We start from the raw sequence: 23,090 nt of genomic DNA on the forward strand, positions 1-23,090 counted from the left end.
TTAGCGCGGTGCCAGGCGGATGGCGCCGTCGAGGCGTATCACTTCGCCATTGAGCATGTCGTTCTCGAAGATGTGGCGTACCAGCTTGGCATAGTCTTGCGGAGTACCCAGGCGGGAAGGGAAGGGCACGGCTGCGGCCAACGAGTCTTGCACTTCCTGAGGCATGCCAAACATCATCGGGGTGCCAAAGATGCCAGGAGCAATCGTCATGTTGCGGATGCCGTTGCGTGCCAGGTCGCGGGCAATGGGCAGCGTCATACCAACCACGCCGCCCTTGGACGCGCTGTAGGCGGCTTGTCCCATTTGTCCGTCGTACGCGGCCACCGATGCGGTGGAGATCAACACGCCGCGTTCGCCGGTGGCTTCCGGTTCATTCTTGCTCATGGCTTCTGCTGCCAGGCGGATCATGTTGAAGCTGCCCACCAAGTTGACGGTAATGCATTTGGTGAATGTGGACAGGGCATGTGCACCGGTCTTGCCAACCGTCTTTTCACCGGGGGCAATGCCCGCGCAATTGACCAGGCCCATGAGTTTGCCCAAGGAAACTGCCTTGGCTACCACGGCTTGGCCATCGGCCTCGCTGCTGACGTCGCACTTCACAAAGGCGCCGCCAATGTCACGGGCCACAGCCTCACCTTTTTCGACCTGCATGTCAGCGATGACGACCTTGCCGCCAGCGGCTGCCAGCATGCGCGCCGTGCCTTCACCCAATCCTGATGCACCGCCCGTGACGATGTAGACCTTGCCTGCAATTTCCATGGTTTCTCCTGCTATGGCTGACGTTTACGTAAACGTCAATTATGGCGCATGGCGGGAACATCTTGAGTGGATCGCGCGGGGTTTGGTCGGAAGGTGCAATAGTTGCTGCTATAATCAAAGGCTCAGGCGCATAGCTCAGCTGGTTAGAGCACCACCTTGACATGGTGGGGGTCGTTGGTTCGAGTCCAATTGCGCCTACCAAATTTGGTAATGAACAAAAGCACTTCGCGGAAACGCCAAGTGCTTTTTTGTTGCCTGTTGCCGGGGAAAAAGAAAACCCAGCCGTTTGAAGGGCTGGGTTTGAACCATCTCGTGATGGCCTGCCAGGGAGGTAACGCAGGTGGGCGTCAATTCGCCGCAGCCCCAAGATAGGCTTATGCCGCAGACAAGTCTGTGCGTTCGGTAACAATTTGCGCGAGTTCTTCGCTTGGGCGGGGGGGCTTCCAGGTGCGGTGTAGCCTTCAAATGAAAACCCGGCCTCATAGGGGCCGGGTTTTTGTCCCTGCTCGCAGGGACTGCCAGAATCGGGGTTCTGGTCATCAGGCTTTCGCCTAACCAAATAATAGGCACAGGCGGCCGGTTTTCTTTGCGATAAATCAAAGAAGCGCAGCGGGCAATGCGTGCGTCGATGGACTAGAAACCGAACATGCGTTTGGGGTTGTCCCACATGAGTTGTCTGCGCTCTTGGGCAGTGAGGTAGTTTTCCCAGCGCTTGAGCATGGGGCCGTAGTCCAGCCGGAATGGTGCCTTCAGGTAGGGCCAGTCGGAAGCCCACACGCAGTTTTGCAGACCAAAAGCCTGTATCAACGCGTCCCAGTAGCTGCGTGCGTCATCAAACGGAAAACCCTGCGCGGAAAACTTGGCCTCTCCTGAGAGCTTGACCACCGCCCGGCCTTCACGGCCCATTGCCAGCAGCGCCTGAAAGCCAGCTTGCTCGGTACCCTTGGCTCCAACGGGTCTGCCGCAATGGTCAAACACCATGCGTATCTGTGAACCCTGTAGGTACGGAAGCAAGTCCAGCAACTGGTCCGCTTCCACCTGAAACTGCGCCCACAGGTCCAGCTTCTCCAACTTCTGCAGCAGCGTTTTCAGATCCGTCGCATAGTAGGGCAGGCCGTTGAGCGCAATGTTGAAGGCAATACCCACGACGCCCTGGTCCTTGAATGCCTGCAGCGATTCGGCGGAGACGTCATTTGGAACGACCGCCACGCCTTTGAAGCGTCCTGCTCCAGTGGCAATGGCGTGCAGCATGCAGCGGTTGTCCAGGTTATAGCCAGAGTTGGGGCCTACCAGAAGGGCATGGCGCACACCGTAGCAGGCCATGACCTGCTCCAGGCTGTTCTGGTCGCCAATTTCCTGACCCTGCGGTCGGTACAACACGTCGGGCGCGTAGGGAAAGCGAACCGGGTCCAGAATGTGGCAGTGCCCGTCAATCTTGGGCTCGGCGAAGAAGTCCACGCTCAGAACGTGGCCATGATCGCCTGGCGCAGCTCGTCGGTGATTTCGGGCATGACGCCAAACCAGGCCTTGAAGGCGGGGCGCGCCTGGTTGAGCAACATGCCCAGTCCGTTGACGGTCGCGTTGCCGCGCAAGCGTGCTGCCTTGAGAAGCGGTGTTTCCAGCGGGATGTAGATGGCGTCCGACACCAGTGCGGTTTGTGGCAGGCGGTCCAGCTGGATATCCAGATCGGGTTGGCCGTGCATGCCTTGGTTGGTGGTGTTGACCAACAGCGCAATGCCGCTCAGGGCTTCATGACGCTCATCCCAGTCATATACCTGCACGCCGGAACCGAATTCATCGGCCAACGCCTGCGCTTTGGCACGTGTGCGGTTGATCAGACGAACCTCAGTGGCACCCTCGTCCAACAGACTCAGCACCACGGCGCGCGCAGCCCCGCCAGCGCCCAGGACCGTGGCCGGGCCAGCGTTGGCCTGCCAGTCGGGTTTGGCATCGCGCAGACACTGGATGTAGCCGAATCCGTCGTTGTTGAATCCATGCAGCGCTCCCTCCGGGCTGACCACGATGGTATTGATGGCGCCCATTCGGCGCGCCAGCGGGTCCACAGCGTCCATGAGCTTCATGGCGTCGACCTTGTGCGGAATGGTGACGTTGCATCCTGCCAAGCCCAATGCGGGCAGGCCGCGAATGGCGTCTTCGAGCTTGCCCGGTTGAACCGGAAATAGGCCGTACGCGCCTTGCAAGCCGTATTGGCGAATCCAATGGTTGTGGATGACCGGAGAGCGCGAATGCGCCACGGGCCAGCCCATGACGCCCGCCATTACGAATTTGTTGTGTGCCATCAGACCTGACTCCTTATGTTTTGCTGGCGCCATTATCCGAACATCGGCTCTGTGATGCGCACGCAGGTCGCCATAGTAGCTATAACAAATATGTATTTCATGTGGTGATCTATCTGATTTTTCGAGGCACTCACTCCGGCAGAACGACATGGTGCTCGCCCACCGGGGAAGCCGGAGTCTGCGGGTCTATGGTGTAGTAGTCGCCGGCCTCCGAGGTAAAGAGGTGCGCCGCGATGTGCAATCCCTGAGGCTTATCCAGGCTCCCGGCGGCGATGGAAATCCTTTCCTTGCCAATTTCCTCAAAAAACAAGCTGGAGCCGCACACATTGCAAAAGCCCCGCCGGAATCCGGGTACAGCACTGAACCAGCGCAGGCTCTTTTGCTGTTCCAGGCTGAAGTACTTCCTGCGGCAGGCGGTAGCAGCAACAAAGTGCCCGCTGGTACGGCGGCATTGTTCGCAGTGGCAGGCTATGACGTCGCGCAACGGGCCGTTGACGGTATAGCGAACGCCGCCGCAGAGGCAGCCTCCGGAAATGGTTGATGTCATGGGTATCTCCCGCTGGTGCCGGTAGCCGGAATTTCGGCTCGAAAAGGGCAAATACTAGGGTATTCCTGCGACCGCAGCCGCATATTGATTCCCTAGAATGCGTCGCTCTGCTGTACATTGGCTGCTTCGCAGAGGAAGCACGACACGACATGACAAAGATGGACTCCAAAGAAACATCATCCACTGAACGCGTCATCAAGAAGTACCCCAATCGCCGGCTGTACGACACCGATACCTCCAGCTACATCACCTTGGCCGAGATCAAGCAACTGGTGATGGACAGCGAGCCATTTGTGGTTCGCGATGCCAAGACTGGGGATGATCTGACCCGTAGCATCTTGTTGCAAATCATTCTGGAAGAAGAGGCGCACGGATCACCCATGTTCACTGCACCGGTTCTGGCCAACATCATCCGCTTCTACGGCCATGCCATGCAGGGATTCATGGGCGGCTACCTGGAAAAGAACATGCAGGCGCTTATGGACATGCAGGCGCCCATGGTCAAGGGTGTGATGGGAGCCAATGTGTTTACCCAGATGCAGGAGCAGATGCAAAAGCAGACGGAACAGTTCCTGGGCACCTTTGGCATCAAGCCTTCGGCCTGACAATCCCCGCTGAGCACCCCCGGCGTGCAAATGCTGGGACAATCGGGGTATGAGCGAAGCATTACCAACTACCGTCCCCACAACCAAAGCGCCCCAAGTCGGGTTTGTCAGCCTGGGCTGCCCCAAGGCGCTGACCGACTCCGAACTGATCCTCACGCAGCTGAGCGCTGAGGGTTACCAGACTTCCAAGACATTCCAAGGCGCTGACTTGGTCATCGTCAACACCTGCGGCTTCATCGACGAGGCCGTGCAGGAAAGCCTGGACACCATCGGCGAGGCGCTTGCAGAAAATGGCCGCGTGATTGTGACCGGCTGCCTGGGCGCCAAGGCAGGTCATGGTGGCGGCAATCTGGTGCGCGAAATGCACCCCAAGGTTCTGGCCGTCACCGGCCCGCATGCCACGCAGGAAGTCATGGACGCGGTGCACACCCACCTGCCCAAACCGCACGACCCGTTTGTGGACCTGGTGCCCAATGCGTTCGGCGTGGCCGGCATCAAGCTCACGCCGCGTCACTATGCGTATCTCAAGATCAGCGAAGGCTGCAACCACCGCTGTACCTTCTGCATCATTCCCAGCATGCGAGGCGATCTGGTATCACGCCCCATCGGTGATGTGCTGACTGAGGCCCGTGCCCTGTTTGAAGGTGGAGTGAAGGAGTTGCTGGTGATCAGCCAGGATACGTCTGCCTATGGTGTGGACGTGAAATACCGCACAGGGTTTTGGGATGGCAAACCGGTCAAGACGCGCATGCTGGAGCTGGTGCAGACCTTGGGTGAGTTGGCGCAACCTTACGGCGCCTGGGTGCGCTTGCACTATGTGTACCCTTACCCCAGTGTGGATGAAGTACTGCCTCTAATGGCCAGCGGTTTGGTTTTGCCTTATCTGGATGTGCCTTTGCAGCACAGTCACCCGGACGTGTTGCGTCGCATGAAGCGTCCGGCCAGTGGCGAGAAGAATCTGGAGCGTATTCAGCAATGGCGTGCGGTGTGCCCGGAGCTGGTGGTACGCAGCACTTTCATTGCTGGGTTCCCAGGAGAAACCGAAGCCGAATTTGAGCACCTGCTGGAGTTTCTGGAAGAGGCACAGATTGATCGCGCAGGGTGCTTTGCCTATAGCCCGGTGGATGGCGCTGCTGCCAACTCCTTGCCTGGCATGTTGCCCGCGGAACTGCGCGAAGAGCGACGCGCCCGCTTCATGGAAGTGGCAGAACGCGTATCTGCTGCGCGGCTCCAGCGCCGTGTGGGTGCAACCATGCAGGTGCTGGTGGACTCGGCGCCTGGGTTGGGCAAAAAAGGTGGTGTGGGCCGCAGTTACGCGGACGCTCCCGAGATCGACGGTGTGGTGCGTTTGCTGCCGCCGGAGAAAATCAGCAAGACCATGAAAGTGGGGGAGTTCACCAAGGCACGCATCGTCAGCGCGCAAGGCCACGATCTGGTGGCGCAGCCCATTTGAAGGCTGCGTTGTTGCAACGCACGCAGGCAACAAAAAAGCCGCTCTTTTGGAGCGGCTTTTTGTTTATCTGCATTACCATTGTTGGTGCCCAGAAGAGGACTCGAACCTCCACGAAGTTACTCGCTAGTACCTGAAACTAGTGCGTCTACCAATTCCGCCATCTGGGCATCTCAGGAAAGAAAGGTATTGTATCAAAAATTTTAGCCAACCCAGCACTCTGCTGGAAGAAATTGAAGGAATTGTTCAGGGACATCGTGATGGACATGGTTTCGTGTCCCGAGATGACGGTGCTCCCGACATCTATTTACCCCCCAACGAGATGCGCGCAGTACTGCACAAGGACCGTGTCAAGGTACGTATTGTCCGCAGCGACCGCAAGGGCCGTCCCGAAGGACGTGTGGTGGAAATCGTGGAGCGTTCCACGCAGCCCATCATTGGTCGTCTGTTGCAGGAAAGTGGTGTCTGGCTGGTCGCACCCGAAGACAAGCGCTACGGCCAAGACATTCTGATTCCCAAGGGCGCAACCAGTGTGGCCAAGCCGGGGCAGGTCGTGGTGGTTGAATTGGTGGAACCTCCGGCACTGTTTGGTCAGCCTGTGGGGCGCATCAAGGAAGTGTTGGGCGAAGTGGATGACCCGGGCATGGAAATCGAAATTGCGGTTCGCAAGTACAGCGTTCCGCATGAGTTTTCCCAGGCTTGTGTGGCATTGGCCAGAACGTTGCCGGACAGCGTGCGTCCAGGTGACCGTGCTAACCGAGTTGACCTGACCGATATTCCGTTGGTCACCATTGACGGTGAAGATGCGCGCGATTTTGACGATGCCGTGTATTGCGAACCTTTCTCCAAGGGCCGCGGACGCAATGCCGTCAAAGGCTGGCGCCTGCTGGTGGCAATTGCCGATGTGAGCCACTATGTGGAAACCGGCAGCGCAATCGACGTGGATGCCTATGACCGCGCCACCAGTGTGTATTTTCCGCGGCGCGTGATTCCCATGCTCCCGGAAAAACTCTCCAATGGCCTGTGTTCATTGAATCCGGAGGTGGAACGCCTGTGCATGGTCTGCGACATGTTCGTGACTGAAGACGGCGAGGTCTCGGCCTACCAGTTCTACCCCGCGGTGATGTGGAGCCACGCGCGTTTCACCTACACCGAAGTGGCGGCGATATTGGGCAATACCAAGGGGCCGGAAGCCGTCAAGCGCAAGGACCGGGTGAACGATTTGCTGAATCTGCATGGCGTATTCCAGGCCCTGCTGAAGTCACGGCAGAGGCGTGGTGCGGTGGACTTTGAAACCACCGAGACGCAAATCGTCTGCGATGACAATGGTCGCATCGAAAAAATCGTTCCGCGTACTCGCAATGTGGCGCATCGCGTGATCGAAGAGGCCATGCTGGCTGCCAACGTGTGCAGTGCGGATTTCATTGCGCAAAGCAAGCATCCGGGCCTGTTCCGCGTGCATGAAGGGCCCACGCCCGAGAAGAAGGAAATCCTGCGCAATTACCTCAAGGCCATCGGCCTGGGTATGACCATCAGTGATGATCCGTCTCCCGGCGAATTCCAGGCCATTGCGGTGGCCACCAAGGACAGGCCGGATGCACAGCAGATTCACTCCATGTTGTTGCGCTCCATGCAGCAGGCTATCTACACGCCCATCAACAGTGGTCACTTCGGTCTGTCGTTTGACGCCTACACCCACTTCACCAGTCCGATCCGTCGCTATCCGGACCTGCTGGTGCATCGGGTGATCAAGTCCATCCTGTCGGGCACGCGTTATCAATTGCCAACCTTGCCCATGCCGGGCGAGGCGCATGCCAAATTGTCCCGGCGCCTGGAAAAAGGTCTGGCTTCCAAAGTCAAGGATCCAACCGAAAAACCGCGCAAGGCCAGCGCCGAAGGCTTGGCATGGCAGGCCGCGGGCCTGCATTGCAGCGCCAATGAGCGCCGCGCGGATGAAGCTAGCCGCGACGTGGAAGCCTGGCTCAAGTGCAAGTACATGCGTGAGCATTTGGGCGAAGAGTACGGCGGCGTGGTGACTTCTGCCACCAGCTTCGGCCTGTTCGTCACGTTGGACGCCATGTATGTAGAGGGCTTGGTGCACATCACCGAACTAGGCGGTGAGTACTTCCGGTTTGATGAAGCGCGTCAGGAACTGCGTGGAGAACGTACGGGCACCCGTTACGCCATCGGCACACGCGTGCGCATCCAGGTGAGCCGCGTGGACCTGGACGGACGCAAGATCGACTTCCGCCTGGTGAATGAGAACGACGGTTTGACCGGTCGATCCTCCGGCGATAAGCCCGGTATGCGGGAAAGCAAGGTGCGTGCGCCCTTTGCGGACCGTTTTGAGCCGGAACCTGGTGGCCGCGCACCGGCCTTCAAGGTGGAGTCGCGCAAACGTGGTGCCGCTAAATCCGGCCGCTCCGAAAAATCAGCGACCGGCAAATCGGCGGGGCGGTCGTCGACTGCCTCCAAAAAGTCCACCCGCAAGCGCTAGGTCAGGCGCGACGTCAGAGGCGCTGGCAGAGTTCGGAGGCGTGGAGCACCGGACCCTGCCAGTGGTCCGCGGCCAGGCCGTGGCGGTATACCGCTGCGCGTGCAGCCTCCTGAGCCCCATGTCCCTGCGCCAGATAGGCGCCCGTCAAGCCCGCAAGCACATCTCCCGTGCCGGCCGTGGCCAGTTTGGCGTTTCCGGTCGGGTTGATGTGCGGCATTGAATGGGGTGCGGCGATGATGGTCCCCGAGCCCTTGAGTACCACTACACATTGGAAGCGTTCAGCCAGTTGGCTAGCTGCACCCAGTCGGTCGGATTGAACGGCGTAGGTGCTCGTGCCTAGCAACCGAGCGGCCTCCAGCGGATGGGGCGTCATCACGGTGCAGTTTGGCTTGCGCCGATGGACCTGCACCTGCAAGTCGGGGCTTTGGGCGATCTGGTTGAGCGCATCGGCATCCAGCACCAGTGCGCACGCTTCGCGCACTAGCTGGGGAAGTTGCGCAGAGATAGTGCTGCCGCCGCCACAGCCTGCGACGACCGTAACGTCCGACCAGTCAAGGCTGCCCAATGGACGAAACATCAGTTCAGGAAAATGAACGTCCAGTGCAGCCGCTTGCTCGTCCAACATACATACATATATGCGGCCTGCGCCACCATGCAAGGCGCTGCGCGCGGCCAGCAGTGCCGCTCCGGTCATACCTTGCGCGCCCCCGACTACAGCCACATCGCCATAGCTCCCCTTGTTGCTGGCATGGGGGCGGTGAATGACGGGTGGCGGGCCGGACAAGACAGCTTGTGGTGAAGCAACCTCTGCAACCCCGAGGTCATTGAACCAGATCTCGCCGCACGCATCCCGCCCGGATGCGGTGAACAGACCGAGCTTGAGTGTGAGCAAGCTCAAGGTGAAGTCCGCGACCACATGCACGTCCTGTGTGGATCCGTGATCCGCGTGCAGGCCGCTGGGGATATCGACAGCGATGGTGGGTGATGCCGACGCGTTCATGTACTCCACCCAATCCGCGTAAGGAGCTGCAATGGGCCGTTGCGCGCCAATTCCAAATAGTGCGTCCAGGCAGACATCAAACTGGGGTGGCACCGAGGACTGCATGGTGACACCCGCTTGCCGCGCGGTCTCCCAGGCTCGGCGTGCATCTGCAGGTCCCTTGAGCGGGTCATGCACCAAGCTGACAACCGGTTGCTTGCCCCACTGCAGAAGATGCACGGCGGCTTCCATCCCATCCCCGCCATTGTTGCCTGGGCCGCATGCAATCCAAATGACTTTTGCGTGGGGCGCTAGTGCCAGGGTGAGCCGGGCAAGTGCCAGGCCTGCAGTTTGCATCAGCGGGATGGCGCCAGATTGGCTGGCGTACAAGCTTTCCAGCTTGCGGGCATGCTCCACAGTGTGCAATGGCCAGGCACGTTGTGAGTACGCGCTATTTGCGCGGACTATGCGTTCAGAATTCGTAGACATCGCCTTCACGCGCCAGGCGGACATCCAGACCTTGGGCATTGTGTGCATGGTCTTGCAGTGCCGCCGCAAAGACGGTTTCCAGCGCATCGTCGCTGCGAGTGGGTTCATGGTGGGTGCAGAACAGCACCTTGGCACCGGCGGCCTTGGCGATGCCTATGCTGCTACCGTAGGTGCCATGTCCCCAGCCCTTTTTGCTGGCGTATTCCGCATCGGTATAAGAGCTGTCGGCAATCAGCACATCCACGTTTCGTATGGCGTCGTAGATGGATTGGTTCTTCTCGTCCACGAACACTTGGTATTCGTCATACCCTTCCTCACCAGGCTCGTAGATGTTGTAAGGCGGCTCATGGTCGCCCGTAAAGAAAACCGATTTACCGTTGCACTCTACGCGGTAACCAAAGTCAATGACCGGATGATTGAGCAGACAAGGAGTCACTTTGGCGGAGCCCACTTGCACGGTCTCATTCGGCGTTAAGGTGACGTATTCAATCCGTGCCTTCATTTCGGCTTCTCGAACAGGGAAATAGCTGTACTGCAGCTGTACCGACATCACCTGTTCAATGCCTTTGCCTGAGACCGGGTCGAAGCCACCATGCAGGCGCAGCGTGTTGCCCGGAATGAAGTTGGGAATGAACAGGGGCAGGCCCTGGATGTGGTCCCAATGCGAATGCGTAATCAGTACGTTGGCCGTGACCGGCAACTCCGCCAGCAGGGCTTGCGAGAGCGGGAAGATGCCCGTGCCTGCATCCAGAATGATGAGTTCATTGTTGTCGGTGCGAATCTCGATGCAGGTGGTGTTGCCGCCATAACGAACAGTCTTGGGGCCCGGGCAGGCTATGGATCCGCGTACGCCCCAGAATTTGACCTTCATCGTGCTCGCCTCATAGTTTCGCGAAAATTTTGGCCTCTTCGAAGAGGGCGTTCAGGTCGCCCATCGAGGCGATGACTTCGTCCAGGGTTCCGCCCAGGCGCTTTTGTACTGCGGGCGGAAGCTCATCAAAACATGGATTGCCTCCGAACCCAAACTGCAGCTTCTTGCTGATCTGATTGGCCGCGAATACGCATGCAATCATGTCCGTATCTTTCAGATTGTCCGGGTTCTGGCGGCCAATGGTTTCTATCAGGGCGGGCGCAAAACGCCATTTTTCAGCCAGCATGGCACCCACCACGAAGTGATCAACGCCGATGTGCTTTTGCAAAGCCTTGTGCAGAGGGGTTTGGGTGGCCTGGCTTTCTTCCAGCGCCGCTTTGAATTCGTTGGACATGAATTGGGCAAACACCACTTTCCCAAAGTCGTGCAGCAGTCCGGCAATAAAGCAATCCATCGGGTCGGCGTCATCCACCTTGTGAGCCAGTTGCTTGGCCAATCCGGCCGTCGCCAGGGAATGCAAAAGATATTGCTGCACGTCAAAACCCGAGGCGTTGTCCTTTGGCAGCATGCCGATGGCCGCAATGCTGAGTGCCAGGTTCTTGATGGTGTTGAAGCCTAGGTACACCACTGAATGGCCGATAGATGTGATCTGCTTGGGAAGACTGTAGTAGGCCGAATTCACCACCTTGAGGATCTTGACCGTGACCACCGGATCCTTGTCGATCACGTCCACCAGATCCTTGGGCGTGCTGTTTACGTCACGGGTGAGTTCCAGAATGCGTTGCACGCTCTTGGGAAAGGCAGGCATACCGTCAACGGCGGCAGTCAGTCGTTGGGAAAGTTCAGGGCTCATAGCGTGGCTTTTTATGTTTTGTCCATTGTGTCAGCTAGTGGCACGGGAGCAAAGCGATTTCACCTTTGAAAGCGCCCGGGGTGTAGTCTGCTGATATCCAGTTCGGTCTGTCTGCCGCTCACCAGGTCAGCGATGATGCGGGCCGAACCGGCGGCCATGGTCCAGCCGTTTTGACCATGGCCCAGGTTGAGCCAAATGCCGGGGCCGCTGCCGGGGCCGATCAGGGGCACGCCGTCTGGCGTGAATTGGCTCGCACCCTTCCAGAGTTGCGCATTGCGGCTGAAGTCCGCAGCACCGGGAAACAGGGTGTTGAGGCTGCGGTATAGCTGCTTGACGGTCTTCTCATCGTTGCCCTGGTTGTGCGAACCTATTTCCGCACCGCCAGCCACGCGCACGCGGGCGCCGATGCGGCTTATCGTGACGTGGTTGCGGCAATCCTGAACGGCGCTGCGCGGTGCGTTCAGGGGCTCACGAATGGGGGCGCTCAGCGAATAGCTCCAAACCGTGGTCAGCGGCAAGGACTGCAAGCCCGGCAATCCCAGAGCGGCACTGCCGGTGCCGGCGCAGATGACAACCTGGTCGACGTCGTGCGTGACGCCGTCCGCTGTACGAATCTGGATGCCGGACGTGGAGGATATCCCGCTTACTGGCGTACCGAAATGCAACTGTGCGCCGGATTGCGTCAGCTTGTCCTTGAGCAGATGGGCAAATTGCCTGCAGTTGCCGATTTCATCCCCCGGAAAATAGCTGGCCGCGGCAAAGGCGTAGTCCGATTGCAAAGCTGGCTCCAGCGCGCGGGCTTCGGCGGCGGTCAGCACCTGCGAGACCAGCCCCGCTTCCTTGAGAATCTTGAGGCGTTCCTGGTGTTGCGCCAGCTCGGCCTCGGACTGCCACAGCAGCAGGTTGCCCTGGGATTGCTCAAATGCCAAGGCGGCTTGTGTGGCGCGTTTGTGCAATTGCTCCAGGCTGTATGCCGCCAAGGCAAAGGCGGCCGCCAGGTTTGCCGGAAAATCGCGGCCAGGTGTCTTCCAGCCCAGCAGCCATTTCAGGTCGCTCAGACCAAAGCCCTTGCCAACTGAAAGAGGGGACCGGGCAGAGACGGCGCGCAACCAAGCGCCATGTGGCCACGCCGGAAGTGCTAACGGGTGTGACAAGCTGGGCGACAGGTGGCCGGCACAGGCAAAGCTGGCCTCTTGTGCCACTGACGAATTGCGTTCAAATATGCTGACTTCGTGTCCATCCTGCGCCAGCTCGAATGCCGTACACATGCCGACGATCCCGGCGCCAATTACCGCAATTTTCATGAAAACCTATTTCTGCATTCAGGAGTCGGACACGAGGCAGGGAGGAACTGGGGGCAAACCCGTACTTCCATGCTAAAATCTGCGGGTTGTGCAGGTGGTGCGTTTGATACCACCCACAATAAATCGCAAACCGGTTCTGACAAGGTGTTGTGTTTTTGAAGAATTTTATCTTCACTGAATGCAATTGACGGGCCGGATTTAAGACCTAACCTTTGGAGAAATTACATGGCAGTCACAATGCGCGAAATGTTGGAAGCAGGCGTCCACTTTGGTCACCAAACACGCTTCTGGAACCCCAAGATGGCCCCGTTCATCTTCGGTCATCGCAACAAGATTCACATCATCAACCTGGAAAAGTCGCTCCCGATGTTCCAGGACGCCGCCAAGTTTGTGCGTCAACTCTCCGCCAAGCGCGGCACCATCTTGATGGTGGGTACCAAGCGCCAAGCCCGAGAAATCGTGGCCACCGAAGCGCAGCGCGCAGGTGTGCCTTACGTTGATCAGCGTTGGTTGGGCGGTATGCTGACCAACTTCAAGACGGTCAAGACTTCCATCAAGCGCCTCAAGGACATGAAGGTCCAGCAAGAAGCCGGTCTGGAATCCATGAGCAAGAAAGAGCAGCTGATGTTTGCTCGCGAGCTGGAAAAGCTGGAAAAGGACATCGGCGGCATTCAGGACATGAACACCTTGCCGGACGCGATTTTCGTGATCGACGTGGGCTACCACAAGATCGCCATCGCCGAAGCCCGCAAGCTGGGCATTCCCCTGATTGGTGTGGTGGACTCCAACCACTCTCCTGAAGGTATTGATTACGTGATCCCCGGTAACGATGACTCCTCCAAGGCTGTCACCCTGTACGCCCGTGGCATCGCTGACGCCGTTCTGGAAGGCCGTGCCAACGCCGTGGACGACGTGGTCAAGGCTGTGGCCGAAACCGAAGACGAGTTTGTTGAGGTCAACGAGGCTGCCTAAAGCATTGCCCGCCAAGAAAAGGGGGCTTTGTTGCCCCTTTTTTTTAAGCTGTTATTGAATTTGAACTGATTACGGAGAACTGAAAATGGCTGCAATTACTGCGAGTATGGTTGCTGAACTGCGTGGCAAGACCGACGCCCCCATGATGGAATGCAAGAAGGCTTTGACCGAAGCTGAAGGCAACATGGAAAAAGCGGAAGAGCTGCTGCGCGTCAAGCTGGGCAGCAAGGCCGGCAAGGCCGCCGCACGCATCACTGCCGAAGGCGTGGTGGCAAGCTTTGTGGAAGGCGCTGTGGGCGCGCTGATCGAAGTGAACTGCGAAACCGACTTTGTTACCAAGAATGACAGCTTCCTGGCATTGGCCAAGGCTGCTGCCGAACTGATCGCCAAGCACAACCCCGCTGATGTGGCAGCGCTGGGTGCGCTTTCCTACAGCCAGGATGGCTTTGGTCCCACGCTCGAAGATGTGCGCAAAGGCCTGATCGGCAAGATTGGCGAGAACATGACGTTCCGCCGCTTCAAGCGTTTTGCAAGCGGCGCCAAGCTGGCTACCTATCTGCACGGCACCCGCATTGGTGTGGTCGTTGAGTTTGACGGTGACGAAGTGGCAGCCAAGGACGTTGCCATGCACGTGGCTGCGATGAAGCCTGTGGCTCTGTCCAGCGCTGAAGTGCCTGCCGAGTTGGTGGAGCGTGAGCGTTCGGTGGCATCGGCCAAGGCCGCAGAAGATGCGGCAATCGCCACAGCGGCCGGCAAGCCCGTGCAGTCTGCTGAAATCGTTGCCAAGCGCATCGAAGGTGGCGTGCAGAAGTACCTGAAGGAAGTGTCCCTGTTCAACCAGGCATTCGTGAAGAACGACAAGCAAACGGTTGAGCAGATGCTCAAGGCCGCCAACACCACCGTCAAGGGTTTCACCCTTTATGTGGTGGGTGAGGGCATTGAGAAGAAGGTGGACGACTTCGCTGCAGAAGTGGCTGCTCAAGTGGCCGCTGCCAAGCAGGCTGCCTAATTCCGTTCAACCCACCAACCAGGCCCGACAGGACGTACCCCATGCAGCAAGAAAAGCCCGCTTTCAAGAGAATTTTGTTGAAATTGTCTGGTGAGGCGCTGATGGGGGACGACCAATTCGGCATCAACCGCGACACCATTGTGCGCATGGTTGAAGAAGTGGCCGAGGTTACGCGCCTGGGGGTCGAGGTTGCCGTGGTGATCGGCGGCGGCAACATCTTCCGTGGCGTGGCCGGCGGTTCTGTGGGAATGGACCGTGCCACTGCCGACTACATGGGCATGCTGGCAACTGTGATGAACTCCTTGGCCTTGGGTGACACCATGAACAAGGCCGGACTGACTGCGCGTGTGATGTCAGCCATTGCCATTGAGCAGGTTGTCGAGCCCTATGTGCGTCCCAAGGCATTGCAGTATCTGGAAGAAGGCAAGGTCGTCATCTTTGCTGCCGGCACGGGCAATCCTTTCTTTACCACCGATACAGCCGCTGCATTGCGTGGCGCGGAAATTGGAGCGCAGATTGTTCTGAAGGCAACCAAGGTGGATGGCGTGTATTCGGCCGACCCCAAGAAAGACCCGGACGCCAAGCGCTATTCCAAGATTACGTTCGATGAAGCCATGTCGAAGAACCTGGGCATCATGGATGCCACGGCGTTCGCGTTGTGCCGCGACCAGAAGCTGCCCATCAAGGTTTTCTCCATCTTCAAGCACGGTGCACTCAAGCGCGTGGTGATGGGGGAAGATGAAGGCACGTTGGTTCACGTGTAAATTGTGATTTTGCCCATTGGCAGTTTGATGGTCGGAGGATAAGAAAATGGCTATTGCCGAAATCAAAAAGACGCTCGAAGGCAAGATGGACCACTCCATCGAGTCTTTCAAACACAACCTCACCAAGATACGTACAGGCCGTGCCAATCCCGCCTTGCTGGATACGGTGCACGTGGATTACTACGGGTCCATGCTCCCCATCAGCCAGGTTGCCAATCTGTCGCTGATCGACGCGCGCACCATTGGTATTCAGCCCTGGGAAAAGAACATGGCTGCCAAGATCGAAAAGGCCATTCGCGACAGCGACCTTGGCCTGAACCCATCCAGCATGGGCGAGTTGATCCGCGTACCCATGCCCGCCATGACGGAAGAGCGTCGCCGCGAGTTGACCAAGGTAGTGCGCAGCGAAGGCGAAGGCGCCAAGGTGGCCATTCGCAATATCCGTCGCGATGCCAACGATGCTGTCAAGAAGCTGGTCAAGGACAAGCTGGCATCCGAAGATGACCAAAAGCGCTCTGAAGCAGACATTCAGAAGATCACGGACAAACATATTGCCGAAGTGGATCGCCTCGTGGCGTCCAAAGAGCAGGACATCATGGCTGTCTAAGGCCAGTTTACTTGCTCTCTCGATCACCAATGGCCGTTGCACCGGTGTCTGTCCCAGGCCACATTGCTATCGTGATGGATGGCAATGGGCGCTGGGCGTCCAAGCGTTTCTTGCCGCGAATTGCGGGCCACAAACAGGGCGTTGATGTACTCAAGCGCACGGTGCGAAGCTGTGCGTTGCACGGTGTCAAGGTTCTGACGGTATTCGCTTTTTCCTCCGAAAATTGGAGACGTCCGGCCGACGAGGTATCCGCTCTGATGGATATTCTGGTGGTGGCCCTGTCCCGCGAACTGAACCAACTCAAAAAAGACGGCGTCAGGCTGCAATTCATAGGCTCACGTCAAGGCCTGTCTGAGCGTGTGCGCCAAAGCCTGGATACGGCGGAGCGTGAAACAGCGGACAACAAGGTGATCACGCTCAATGTCTGCTTCAACTATGGCGGACGTTGGGACGTAGTGCATGCTGCACAACTATTGGCGTCTGCTGGTGAGGAGATCACCGAGGAAAGCCTATCTGCAAAATTGTCGACCAGCACCTGCGGTGACCCCGATCTGATCATCCGAACGGGCGGTGAAATGCGCCTGAGCAACTTCTTGCTGTGGCAAGCTGCGTACAGTGAGCTTTATTTCTCCGAAGTACTGTGGCCAGACTTTGATGAAGCAGCCCTGGAAGCCGCCATTCAGGCTTTTGCTTCGCGTGAACGTCGCTTCGGCATGACGACCGAGCAATTGCCGGCCTCCAAAAACGCATCCGCTTAAGCGGACTCTCTATGCTCAAGCAAAGAATCCTGACAGCCCTGGTGTTGCTGGCGATATTGCTGCCTGCCACCTTCTACTCAAATGCCACGCCGTTCGGAGTTGTGACGCTTGTTCTACTGACGTGCGCGGCGTGGGAGTGGGCCAATCTCAACGGATTTGAGCGCATGGCTGCACTTCTCACCGGGCTGGTCTGTGCCTTGCTGTGCGCTGGCGCCTGGTACTTGGGCATGCCCTATGTGAGGCTGGGCAACTTGTGGATGTTGGTTGGTGCCTTTTGGGTAATTGCTGGTGCGTGGGCGTTGCGCTCTGGAGTTGCTGCATGGCAGGGTTTCCCACGCGTGCTGCGATTGACAGGCGGAGTCTTGTTGCTGTGGGCGGCATGGCTGGCCGTCATGCAGGCTCGCGTAATCGGTGTCAATTTTCTTTTGTCGGTTCTGGTGCTGGTGTGGGCTGCCGACATTGGTGCCTATTTCTCCGGACGTGCGTTTGGCGGACGGATTTTCCCCAACAAGCTGGCCCCTAGCATCAGCCCGGGCAAGACCTGGGAAGGTGTGATGGGTGGAATGGTTGCCGTCTTCCTGGTGGCGTTGCTCTGGATGGCGCTGGAGTCGCATGTGGATAGGCAATCCGTCAGCATTTATACCCGTCTGTGGATGATGGGGACCCCCCTGTTGTCGGTCGGACTGGTTTTTCTCGTGGCCATGAGCGTCGTAGGAGACCTGGTGGAGTCACTGTTCAAGCGTGCGGCCGGGGTGAAGGACAGTAGTAAGCTGTTGCCTGGCCATGGTGGGGTTCTGGATCGTGTGGATGCGTTGCTGCCGACATTGCCATTGGCCATGATGCTGGTGAGCGGAGGTCTGCAATGAAGCAACGTGTCGTCATATTGGGATCCACTGGCTCCATTGGTGTCAACACGCTGGACGTGATGGGAATGCATCCGGATCAATACGCGGTGTTCGCCCTGACCGCCTCCACCAGTGTGGACACGCTTTTCAAACAGTGTTGTGACTTCTTGCCAACCTATGCCGTGATGGCGGATGCTGCCAGCGCGCGCGTATTGAAGGATCGTTGCGCCGCCCATGGATTGTTGGTCCAGGTTCTTTCAGGCCCCCAGGCATTGGTCGACGTTGTCTCCCATCCCGAAGTGGATACGGTCATGGCTGCCATTGTGGGTGCAGCAGGTCTTGCTCCATGCATGGCTGCGGCGCGTACGGGCAAGCGTCTGCTGTTGGCCAACAAGGAAGCGTTGGTCGTTGGCGGGCATTTGTTCATGGACGCGGTGCATGCCGGTGGAGCAACTCTTTTGCCTATCGATAGCGAACATTCCGCCGTCTTCCAGTCCCTGCCGGACGACCCTTCCACCTGGAAGAGTCTGGTGGACAAAATCATTCTTACCGCATCCGGTGGGCCGTTTCGTACGCGCGCACCAGAGACGCTGCATACGGTAACCCCGCAAGAGGCCTGTGCCCATCCCAACTGGGTCATGGGGCGCAAGATATCAGTGGACTCTGCAACGATGATGAACAAGGCGCTGGAGGTCATCGAGGCCAAGTTCCTGTTTGGCATGGAGCCACGCGCCATAGAAGTGGTGATTCATCCTCAAAGTGTGATCCATTCCATGGTGCAGTTCGTTGACAACTCGGTCGTCGCCCAGTTGGGAACACCCGATATGCGCGGGCCGATTGCCTACGGGCTTTCCTGGCCCCGGCGCATCCGGAACGGTGCTTCAGCCTTGGACTTCACGCAGATGGCCGCCCTGACATTTGAGCCCTTTTCATCTGCCGAACACCAGCGTCGCTACCCTGGTCTTCAATTGGCTTGGCAAGTTCTGGAAGGGCCAGCCAGCTCCGCTGCCGTACTGAACGCAGCCAATGAGGTGGGCGTGGACGCATTCCTGAATGGTCGCATCCGCTTTGACCAGATTCACCATGTCAATCTGGAAACCTTGGCCCAGGTTCATTTTTCCCGGCCCGATTCGCTGGAAGCCTTGCTCGAACTCGATTTGCAGTCGCGCACCGTCGCGCGGCATGCGGTGCAACAGCTCTGCGCGTAGGCCTGTAGAGCCTTCATGCTAACCGTAGTAGCCTTTCTCTTTGCCATTGCGTTGTTGGTTGCCGTGCACGAGTGGGGGCACTTTGCCATGGCGCGCGCCTGTGGCGTCAAGGTATTGCAGTTCTCCATCGGATTCGGCCCGCGTCTGGCGGGATGGACTTCACGCCGCTCTGGCACCGAATACCGCTTGAGCGTATTGCCTCTGGGTGGTTTCGTCAGGATGCTCGACGAGCGAGAGGCCCCGGTAGACCCATCCGAGTTGGCACTTGCCTTCAACCGCAAGCCTTTGCGCAGCCGCGCCGCCATTGTGGCTGCTGGGCCGTTGGCCAATCTGTGCCTCGCGTTGATTCTCTACTCCTGCGTCAATTGGATGGGAGTTACCGAACCGGCGCCCCTGGTATCTCGCCCACCCGCGGAGTCATTTGCGGAAAAGGCCGGGTTCGCAGGAGGCGAGCGCATTCTGGCTGTCGGGTTTGTGGGTGAACCCCTCACTGACGTGCAGTCTTTTGAAGATTTCCGTTGGTGGTTGACACGCGCTGCTCTGGGTTCAGCGAACCTTCAAGTGGAGTACCTCACACCAGACAGTACGGTGCGGCAGTCCACCGTGCTGGCTTTGGACGGATTGGACGCAAGCCATGCAGATGCCACCATGTTTCGCAGCATCGGCTTTATCTCGCCACTATCCAACGCTCGCATCGGTGATGTGGCACCGGGCAGTGCCGCTGCAGCAGCAGGCTTGCGTCATGGCGACCTGGTGCTGCAGGTGGACGGAAGGCGCATCGCGGATTCAGCGCAATTGCGCGAGTACATACGTGAATCCGGAGCCAACGAAGTCCCGCGCGTTCAGCACTGGTTGCTGCAACGCGATGGTGTCCGCGTGGAACTGGCGATCACTCCACGCCAGGAACACGAGGCCAATCGCACAATTGGACGCGTGGGCGCGATGATTGGTGAAGCGCCTGCGACGGTAAAGATTCGTCACGGATTTGTAAATGGTGGGCGCAAAGCTGCAGTAAAGACATGGGAAGTCTCTGCCTTGACCTTGCGCATGATGGGGCAGATCGTGACAGGTGCGTCATCGGTAAAAAATCTCAGTGGCCCTATCACCATCGCCGATTACGCTGGGCAATCCGCTGCCATGGGGTTGGAGCAATTCATGGTTTTCCTGGCGCTTATCAGCATCAGTTTGGGGGTTCTCAACCTGCTTCCGCTGCCTGTCCTCGATGGTGGGCACCTGATGTATTATGGTTGGGAAGGTCTTACCGGGCACGCCGTTTCTGAAGTGTGGCTGGCTCGGCTCCAGCGCGTTGGCTTTGCCATATTGCTGGTGATGATGTCCATCGCCATGTTTAACGATCTCTCCAGGCTGTTGACCTGATCTGTTTGTCTCTCTACCCGAATATTCTTAACATGCGTTTGAATTCAATTTTTGTTTTGCGTGCGGTTGCTGCGGTGGTCGCTGGCATCGTTGCGCAAGCTGCCTTTGCGTTGGATCCTTTTCCAGTGCGCGACATTCGAGTGGAAGGATTGCAGCGTGTGGAAGCAGGTACTGTGTTTGCTTCCATTCCCGTTCGGGTGGGAGACACCTACACCGATGAAAAGGCAGTGGCCTCCATTCGCGCCCTGTTTGCCTTGGGGCTATTCAAGGACGTTCGCATAGACGCCAAGGATGGCGTGCTGATTGTCATCGTGGAAGAACGTCCAACGATTGCCAATGTCGATTTTTCGGGAACCAAGGAATTCGACAAGGATGTTCTCAAGAAGGCGCTGCGGGATGTGGGGCTTGCCGATGGGCGTCCGTATGACAAGGCGCTGGTGGACCGGGCCGAGCAGGAGCTCAAGCGCCAATACATCAGCAAGAGTATGTACGCCACCGAAGTGGTTACCACTGTTACGCCGGTTGACCGCAATCGCGTCAATTTGAGCTTTGCCGTTACCGAGGGCGATACGGCCAAGATCAAGGAAATTCACATCGTGGGCGCCAGCGCGTTCTCCGAGTCCAAGCTGCTGGATCTGTTTGATCAGGACACCGGCGGTTGGCTCAGCTGGTACACCAAGTCCAACCGGTATTCGCGGACCAAACTCAATGCGGACATCGAATCGCTGCGCTCCTTCTACCTGAACCAGGGCTATCTGGAGTTCAAGGTGGACTCCACTCAAGTAGCCATTTCGCCGGACAAGCAGGGCATGAGCATCACCATCAACGTGACCGAGGGCGATCGCTTCGTGGTCTCCAAGATCAAGATGGCCGGCAATTACCTGGGCAAGGACGATGAGTTCCGGTCACTGATCACCATCAAGGCGGGCGAGGCATATAACGCCGATCAGGTGGCGCAGACCACAAAGGCCTTCAGTGACTACTACGGCAATTTTGGTTTTGCCTTCGGTCGGGTTGAAGCCAAGACCGACATAGACCGTACGACCAATCGTGTGGAAATCACCTTGGTGGGTGATCCGGCGCGCCGCGCCTATGTGCGCCGCATCAACGTGGCGGGCAACGACAGAACCCGCGACGAAGTGATTCGCCGTGAATTCCGTCAGTTGGAAGCGTCCTGGTACGACGGCGAAAAGATCCGGCAATCCCGCAACCGTGTGGACCGTCTTGGTTACTTCAAAGAGATCAGCATGGACACTCAGGAAGTCCCGGGGACGCAAGATGAAGTGGACTTGACCATCAATGTGGTGGAAAAACCCACTGGCAGTATCAGCCTGGGCGCGGGCATATCCAGTTCCGAAGGTCTGGGCCTGACCTTCGGGTTCAATCAGGACAATGCCTTTGGCTCTGGTAACTCATTGGGTCTTTCTCTCAATACCAGCCAGTACAACCGCACTCTGGTTCTTAGCACCACAAATCCGTATTTCACTGAAGACGGAGTATCCCGTTCGATCAATCTGGCACAGCGCACCAGCAAACCCTACACGGACGTCGACAGTTACGCTATCCGAACGACTGGAGCAAGTGTGGTATTCGGAGTGCCATTTACTGATGTCGACACGGTTTTCTTAGGGGGCGGCGTAGATCAAACGGACATTATTCCGGGGACCTATCTTCCCACGGTATACCAGGATTTCGCCAATGAGTTTGGTTACACCACCACTGCCTTGCCACTGACTGCAGGTTGGTCTCGCAATACGACCGATAGTGGCCTGGCACCCAGTACCGGGCGGATAAGTAGTTTGAATGCAGAGTGGAGTGTGGCGGGTGACCTGCGCTATGTGCGTGGAACGGCACAGTTGCAGCAGTACTTTCCTTTGTCCAAGCGCACCACGCTGGCCTTGAATGGCGAGATTTCCCTTGGGTCGGGCACTGACGGTCTGAGTTACCCGGTGTTCAAGAACTACACCTCGGGAGGTCTGGGCAATCGCGGCTTGGGCACGGTGCGTGGCTTCGAATCTGGAAGTTTGACTACTACGTCGCAAAGGCTGGCTGCCTTGGCTGCTGGCTCCTCGACCAGTACAACAGCTACCGGGGGAGCCAAGCGCGTGACCTTCAACGCAGAGGTCCTTTCGCCCTTCCCCGGAGGCGGCAACGATAGAACATTGCGCTGGTTCGGTTTCTTTGATGCCGGCGGCGTATATGACGCAAATGAGAGCATTCAAGTCGATAGCATGCGCGCGTCTGTAGGTATTGGTGTCAGCTGGATTTCGCCAGTCGGGCCTTTGCGATTGGCGTGGGCCAAGCCAGTGCGGCAGCTTGATGGGGATAAAATACAGACCTTGGCATTTCAGATTGGAACTTCTTTCTAATGAAGACACTTAAGACGATTTTGGTTTCTGGCCTGCTGGGCATGTTTCTGGCAGCTGGTGCTCAGGCGCAGGAATCCCGTATTGCGTTCATCAACTCGCAGCGCATTACCAGTGAGTCCGGACCTGCCAAGGCTGCTACTGCCAAGCTGGAAGCGGAGTTTTCCAAGCGCCAAAAGGATTTGGCTGATTTGCAGAATTCGCTGAAGTCTTTCAGCGAAAAATTCGACCGCGATGCGCCCACCATGACCGAGAGCCAGCGTGCGGCCAAGCAGAAGGAGTTCGTGGAACAGAACCGCGACTTCCAGCGCAAAAAGCGCGAGTTTGACGAGGACCTCAATGGCCGTCGCAACGAAGAGCTGCAGCAGGTATATGACAAGGCGACCAAGGCCATCAAACAGCTGGCTGAATCAGAGAAGTACGACTTGGTTGTCCAAGAAGCGGTGTATTTCAATCCCAAGATTGACATCACTGACAAGGTCATCAAGATACTGAACGCTGGTGTCAAGTAAACGCTCTGCAAGAGCGTG

The 23,090-nt window shown here is 57.8% G+C and carries 21 protein-coding genes and 2 tRNA genes; 14 read left to right on the forward strand and 9 right to left on the reverse strand.

What is annotated here, in order from left to right; all coding sequences use genetic code 11:
• Positions 1-759 (reverse strand): 3-hydroxyacyl-CoA dehydrogenase, encoded by a 759-nt coding sequence (locus AAGF34_RS17705; protein ID WP_342617030.1) that lies wholly within the window; start codon positions 757-759, stop codon positions 1-3.
• Positions 760-883: 124 nt separating this feature from the next.
• Between AAGF34_RS17705 and AAGF34_RS17710 the strand changes: the two genes are divergently transcribed.
• Positions 884-960, forward strand: a tRNA-Val gene (locus AAGF34_RS17710).
• 432 nt (positions 961-1,392) lie between these two features.
• On the opposite strand, the gene AAGF34_RS17715 is transcribed toward AAGF34_RS17710, so the two are convergent.
• The 3 genes from AAGF34_RS17715 to AAGF34_RS17725 form a co-directional block, all read right to left on the reverse strand.
• Positions 1,393-2,217, reverse strand: coding sequence for an amidohydrolase family protein (locus tag AAGF34_RS17715; protein WP_342617031.1), 825 nt, complete (start codon positions 2,215-2,217; stop codon positions 1,393-1,395).
• A 2-nt stretch (positions 2,218-2,219) separates the two neighbouring features.
• The gene (locus tag AAGF34_RS17720) at positions 2,220-3,059 is read right to left on the reverse strand and encodes a shikimate dehydrogenase (RefSeq protein WP_342617032.1); all 840 of its coding nucleotides are present in this window, start codon (positions 3,057-3,059) and stop codon (positions 2,220-2,222) included.
• Positions 3,060-3,189: 130 nt separating this feature from the next.
• Entirely contained in the window at positions 3,190-3,606 is a 417-nt protein-coding gene (locus AAGF34_RS17725) for a GFA family protein (RefSeq protein ID WP_342617034.1), read from the reverse strand.
• 158 nt (positions 3,607-3,764) lie between these two features.
• Here AAGF34_RS17725 and phaR point away from each other — a divergent pair, with 158 nt between their 5' ends.
• Together phaR and rimO are read left to right on the forward strand one after the other, a co-directional pair.
• Positions 3,765-4,211 carry a polyhydroxyalkanoate synthesis repressor PhaR gene (phaR, locus tag AAGF34_RS17730; RefSeq protein ID WP_342621127.1) on the forward strand — a complete coding sequence of 149 codons (447 nt, stop codon included), beginning with the start codon at positions 3,765-3,767 and terminating at the stop codon, positions 4,209-4,211.
• A 49-nt stretch (positions 4,212-4,260) separates the two neighbouring features.
• Positions 4,261-5,664, forward strand: a complete 1,404-nt coding sequence (gene rimO, locus AAGF34_RS17735; RefSeq protein ID WP_342617036.1) for a 30S ribosomal protein S12 methylthiotransferase RimO — start codon at positions 4,261-4,263, stop codon at positions 5,662-5,664.
• Positions 5,665-5,746: 82 nt separating this feature from the next.
• On the opposite strand, the gene AAGF34_RS17740 is transcribed toward rimO, so the two are convergent.
• A tRNA-Leu gene (locus tag AAGF34_RS17740) sits at positions 5,747-5,831 on the reverse strand.
• Between the two features lie 50 nt (positions 5,832-5,881).
• Here AAGF34_RS17740 and rnr point away from each other — a divergent pair.
• Positions 5,882-8,158, forward strand: a complete 2,277-nt coding sequence (gene rnr / locus AAGF34_RS17745) for a ribonuclease R (RefSeq protein WP_342621128.1) — start codon at positions 5,882-5,884, stop codon at positions 8,156-8,158.
• A 13-nt stretch (positions 8,159-8,171) separates the two neighbouring features.
• Here the strand turns inward: rnr and AAGF34_RS17750 are convergent, their stop codons facing one another.
• The 4 genes from AAGF34_RS17750 to AAGF34_RS17765 are packed head-to-tail and all read right to left on the reverse strand — an operon-like array spanning position 8,172 to position 12,654.
• The gene (locus tag AAGF34_RS17750; protein ID WP_342617037.1) at positions 8,172-9,674 is read right to left on the reverse strand and encodes an NAD(P)H-hydrate dehydratase; all 1,503 of its coding nucleotides are present in this window, start codon (positions 9,672-9,674) and stop codon (positions 8,172-8,174) included.
• Positions 9,610-10,497, reverse strand: coding sequence for an MBL fold metallo-hydrolase (locus AAGF34_RS17755; protein ID WP_342617038.1), 888 nt, complete (start codon positions 10,495-10,497; stop codon positions 9,610-9,612). The genes AAGF34_RS17750 and AAGF34_RS17755 overlap by 65 nt, the downstream gene beginning before the upstream one ends.
• A 10-nt stretch (positions 10,498-10,507) precedes the next feature.
• On the reverse strand, positions 10,508-11,350 hold the full coding sequence (locus AAGF34_RS17760) for an HDOD domain-containing protein (RefSeq protein ID WP_342617039.1): 843 nt from the start codon (positions 11,348-11,350) through the stop codon (positions 10,508-10,510).
• A 59-nt stretch (positions 11,351-11,409) separates the two neighbouring features.
• Positions 11,410-12,654, reverse strand: coding sequence for an FAD-dependent oxidoreductase (locus AAGF34_RS17765; protein WP_342617040.1), 1,245 nt, complete (start codon positions 12,652-12,654; stop codon positions 11,410-11,412).
• 225 nt (positions 12,655-12,879) lie between these two features.
• Between AAGF34_RS17765 and rpsB the strand changes: the two genes are divergently transcribed.
• The 10 genes from rpsB (at position 12,880) to AAGF34_RS17815 (ending at position 23,072) form a co-directional block, all read left to right on the forward strand.
• Positions 12,880-13,626: a 30S ribosomal protein S2 gene (rpsB, locus tag AAGF34_RS17770; RefSeq protein WP_342617041.1), complete on the forward strand. Its 747-nt coding sequence runs from the start codon at positions 12,880-12,882 to the stop codon at positions 13,624-13,626.
• An 85-nt stretch (positions 13,627-13,711) separates the two neighbouring features.
• On the forward strand, positions 13,712-14,635 hold the full coding sequence (gene tsf / locus AAGF34_RS17775; RefSeq protein ID WP_342617042.1) for a translation elongation factor Ts: 924 nt from the start codon (positions 13,712-13,714) through the stop codon (positions 14,633-14,635).
• Positions 14,636-14,676: 41 nt separating this feature from the next.
• Complete coding sequence (pyrH, locus tag AAGF34_RS17780) at positions 14,677-15,399, forward strand: UMP kinase (protein WP_342617044.1); 723 nt, start codon at positions 14,677-14,679, stop codon at positions 15,397-15,399.
• Between the two features lie 46 nt (positions 15,400-15,445).
• Positions 15,446-16,006 (forward strand): ribosome recycling factor, encoded by a 561-nt coding sequence (frr, locus tag AAGF34_RS17785; protein WP_342617045.1) that lies wholly within the window; start codon positions 15,446-15,448, stop codon positions 16,004-16,006.
• Between the two features lie 29 nt (positions 16,007-16,035).
• The gene (gene uppS / locus AAGF34_RS17790; RefSeq protein ID WP_342617046.1) at positions 16,036-16,764 is read left to right on the forward strand and encodes a polyprenyl diphosphate synthase; all 729 of its coding nucleotides are present in this window, start codon (positions 16,036-16,038) and stop codon (positions 16,762-16,764) included.
• An 11-nt stretch (positions 16,765-16,775) separates the two neighbouring features.
• Positions 16,776-17,630, forward strand: a complete 855-nt coding sequence (locus AAGF34_RS17795) for a CDP-archaeol synthase (RefSeq protein ID WP_342617047.1) — start codon at positions 16,776-16,778, stop codon at positions 17,628-17,630.
• A complete protein-coding gene (dxr, locus tag AAGF34_RS17800) occupies positions 17,627-18,817 on the forward strand; it encodes a 1-deoxy-D-xylulose-5-phosphate reductoisomerase (protein WP_342617048.1) in 1,191 nt (396 codons plus the stop codon). The genes AAGF34_RS17795 and dxr overlap by 4 nt, the downstream gene beginning before the upstream one ends.
• Before the next feature lie 15 nt (positions 18,818-18,832).
• A complete protein-coding gene (rseP, locus tag AAGF34_RS17805; RefSeq protein ID WP_342617049.1) occupies positions 18,833-20,194 on the forward strand; it encodes an RIP metalloprotease RseP in 1,362 nt (453 codons plus the stop codon).
• A gap of 32 nt (positions 20,195-20,226) precedes the next feature.
• A complete protein-coding gene (bamA, locus tag AAGF34_RS17810; RefSeq protein ID WP_342617050.1) occupies positions 20,227-22,563 on the forward strand; it encodes an outer membrane protein assembly factor BamA in 2,337 nt (778 codons plus the stop codon).
• Complete coding sequence (locus AAGF34_RS17815) at positions 22,563-23,072, forward strand: OmpH family outer membrane protein (protein ID WP_342617051.1); 510 nt, start codon at positions 22,563-22,565, stop codon at positions 23,070-23,072. Before bamA ends, AAGF34_RS17815 begins: the two co-directional genes overlap by 1 nt.
• Positions 23,073-23,090 lie beyond the last annotated feature (18 nt).

Origin of the sequence: Rhodoferax sp. GW822-FHT02A01 (assembly GCF_038784515.1) — a bacterium.
Classification (GTDB): Bacteria; Pseudomonadota; Gammaproteobacteria; order Burkholderiales; family Burkholderiaceae_C; genus Allorhodoferax.

Excerpts from the sequence above, each read along its gene's own strand:
- dxr (WP_342617048.1), top strand. The coding sequence starts at position 17,627 with ATGAAGCAACGTGTCGTCATATTGGGATCCACTGGCTCCATTGGTGTC.
- pyrH (WP_342617044.1), top strand. The coding sequence starts at position 14,677 with ATGCAGCAAGAAAAGCCCGCTTTCAAGAGAATTTTGTTGAAATTGTCT.
- phaR (WP_342621127.1), top strand. The coding sequence starts at position 3,765 with ATGGACTCCAAAGAAACATCATCCACTGAACGCGTCATCAAGAAGTAC.
- AAGF34_RS17815 (WP_342617051.1), top strand. The coding sequence starts at position 22,563 with ATGAAGACACTTAAGACGATTTTGGTTTCTGGCCTGCTGGGCATGTTT.
- AAGF34_RS17765 (WP_342617040.1), bottom strand. The coding sequence starts at position 12,654 with ATGAAAATTGCGGTAATTGGCGCCGGGATCGTCGGCATGTGTACGGCA.
- bamA (WP_342617050.1), top strand. The coding sequence starts at position 20,227 with ATGCGTTTGAATTCAATTTTTGTTTTGCGTGCGGTTGCTGCGGTGGTC.
- tsf (WP_342617042.1), top strand. The coding sequence starts at position 13,712 with ATGGCTGCAATTACTGCGAGTATGGTTGCTGAACTGCGTGGCAAGACC.
- AAGF34_RS17760 (WP_342617039.1), bottom strand. The coding sequence starts at position 11,350 with ATGAGCCCTGAACTTTCCCAACGACTGACTGCCGCCGTTGACGGTATG.
- uppS (WP_342617046.1), top strand. The coding sequence starts at position 16,036 with ATGGCCGTTGCACCGGTGTCTGTCCCAGGCCACATTGCTATCGTGATG.
- AAGF34_RS17795 (WP_342617047.1), top strand. The coding sequence starts at position 16,776 with ATGCTCAAGCAAAGAATCCTGACAGCCCTGGTGTTGCTGGCGATATTG.
- AAGF34_RS17755 (WP_342617038.1), bottom strand. The coding sequence starts at position 10,497 with ATGAAGGTCAAATTCTGGGGCGTACGCGGATCCATAGCCTGCCCGGGC.
- rpsB (WP_342617041.1), top strand. The coding sequence starts at position 12,880 with ATGGCAGTCACAATGCGCGAAATGTTGGAAGCAGGCGTCCACTTTGGT.
- AAGF34_RS17725 (WP_342617034.1), bottom strand. The coding sequence starts at position 3,606 with ATGACATCAACCATTTCCGGAGGCTGCCTCTGCGGCGGCGTTCGCTAT.
- frr (WP_342617045.1), top strand. The coding sequence starts at position 15,446 with ATGGCTATTGCCGAAATCAAAAAGACGCTCGAAGGCAAGATGGACCAC.
- AAGF34_RS17720 (WP_342617032.1), bottom strand. The coding sequence starts at position 3,059 with ATGGCACACAACAAATTCGTAATGGCGGGCGTCATGGGCTGGCCCGTG.
- rimO (WP_342617036.1), top strand. The coding sequence starts at position 4,261 with ATGAGCGAAGCATTACCAACTACCGTCCCCACAACCAAAGCGCCCCAA.
- rseP (WP_342617049.1), top strand. The coding sequence starts at position 18,833 with ATGCTAACCGTAGTAGCCTTTCTCTTTGCCATTGCGTTGTTGGTTGCC.
- AAGF34_RS17705 (WP_342617030.1), bottom strand. The coding sequence starts at position 759 with ATGGAAATTGCAGGCAAGGTCTACATCGTCACGGGCGGTGCATCAGGA.
- AAGF34_RS17750 (WP_342617037.1), bottom strand. The coding sequence starts at position 9,674 with ATGCACACAATGCCCAAGGTCTGGATGTCCGCCTGGCGCGTGAAGGCG.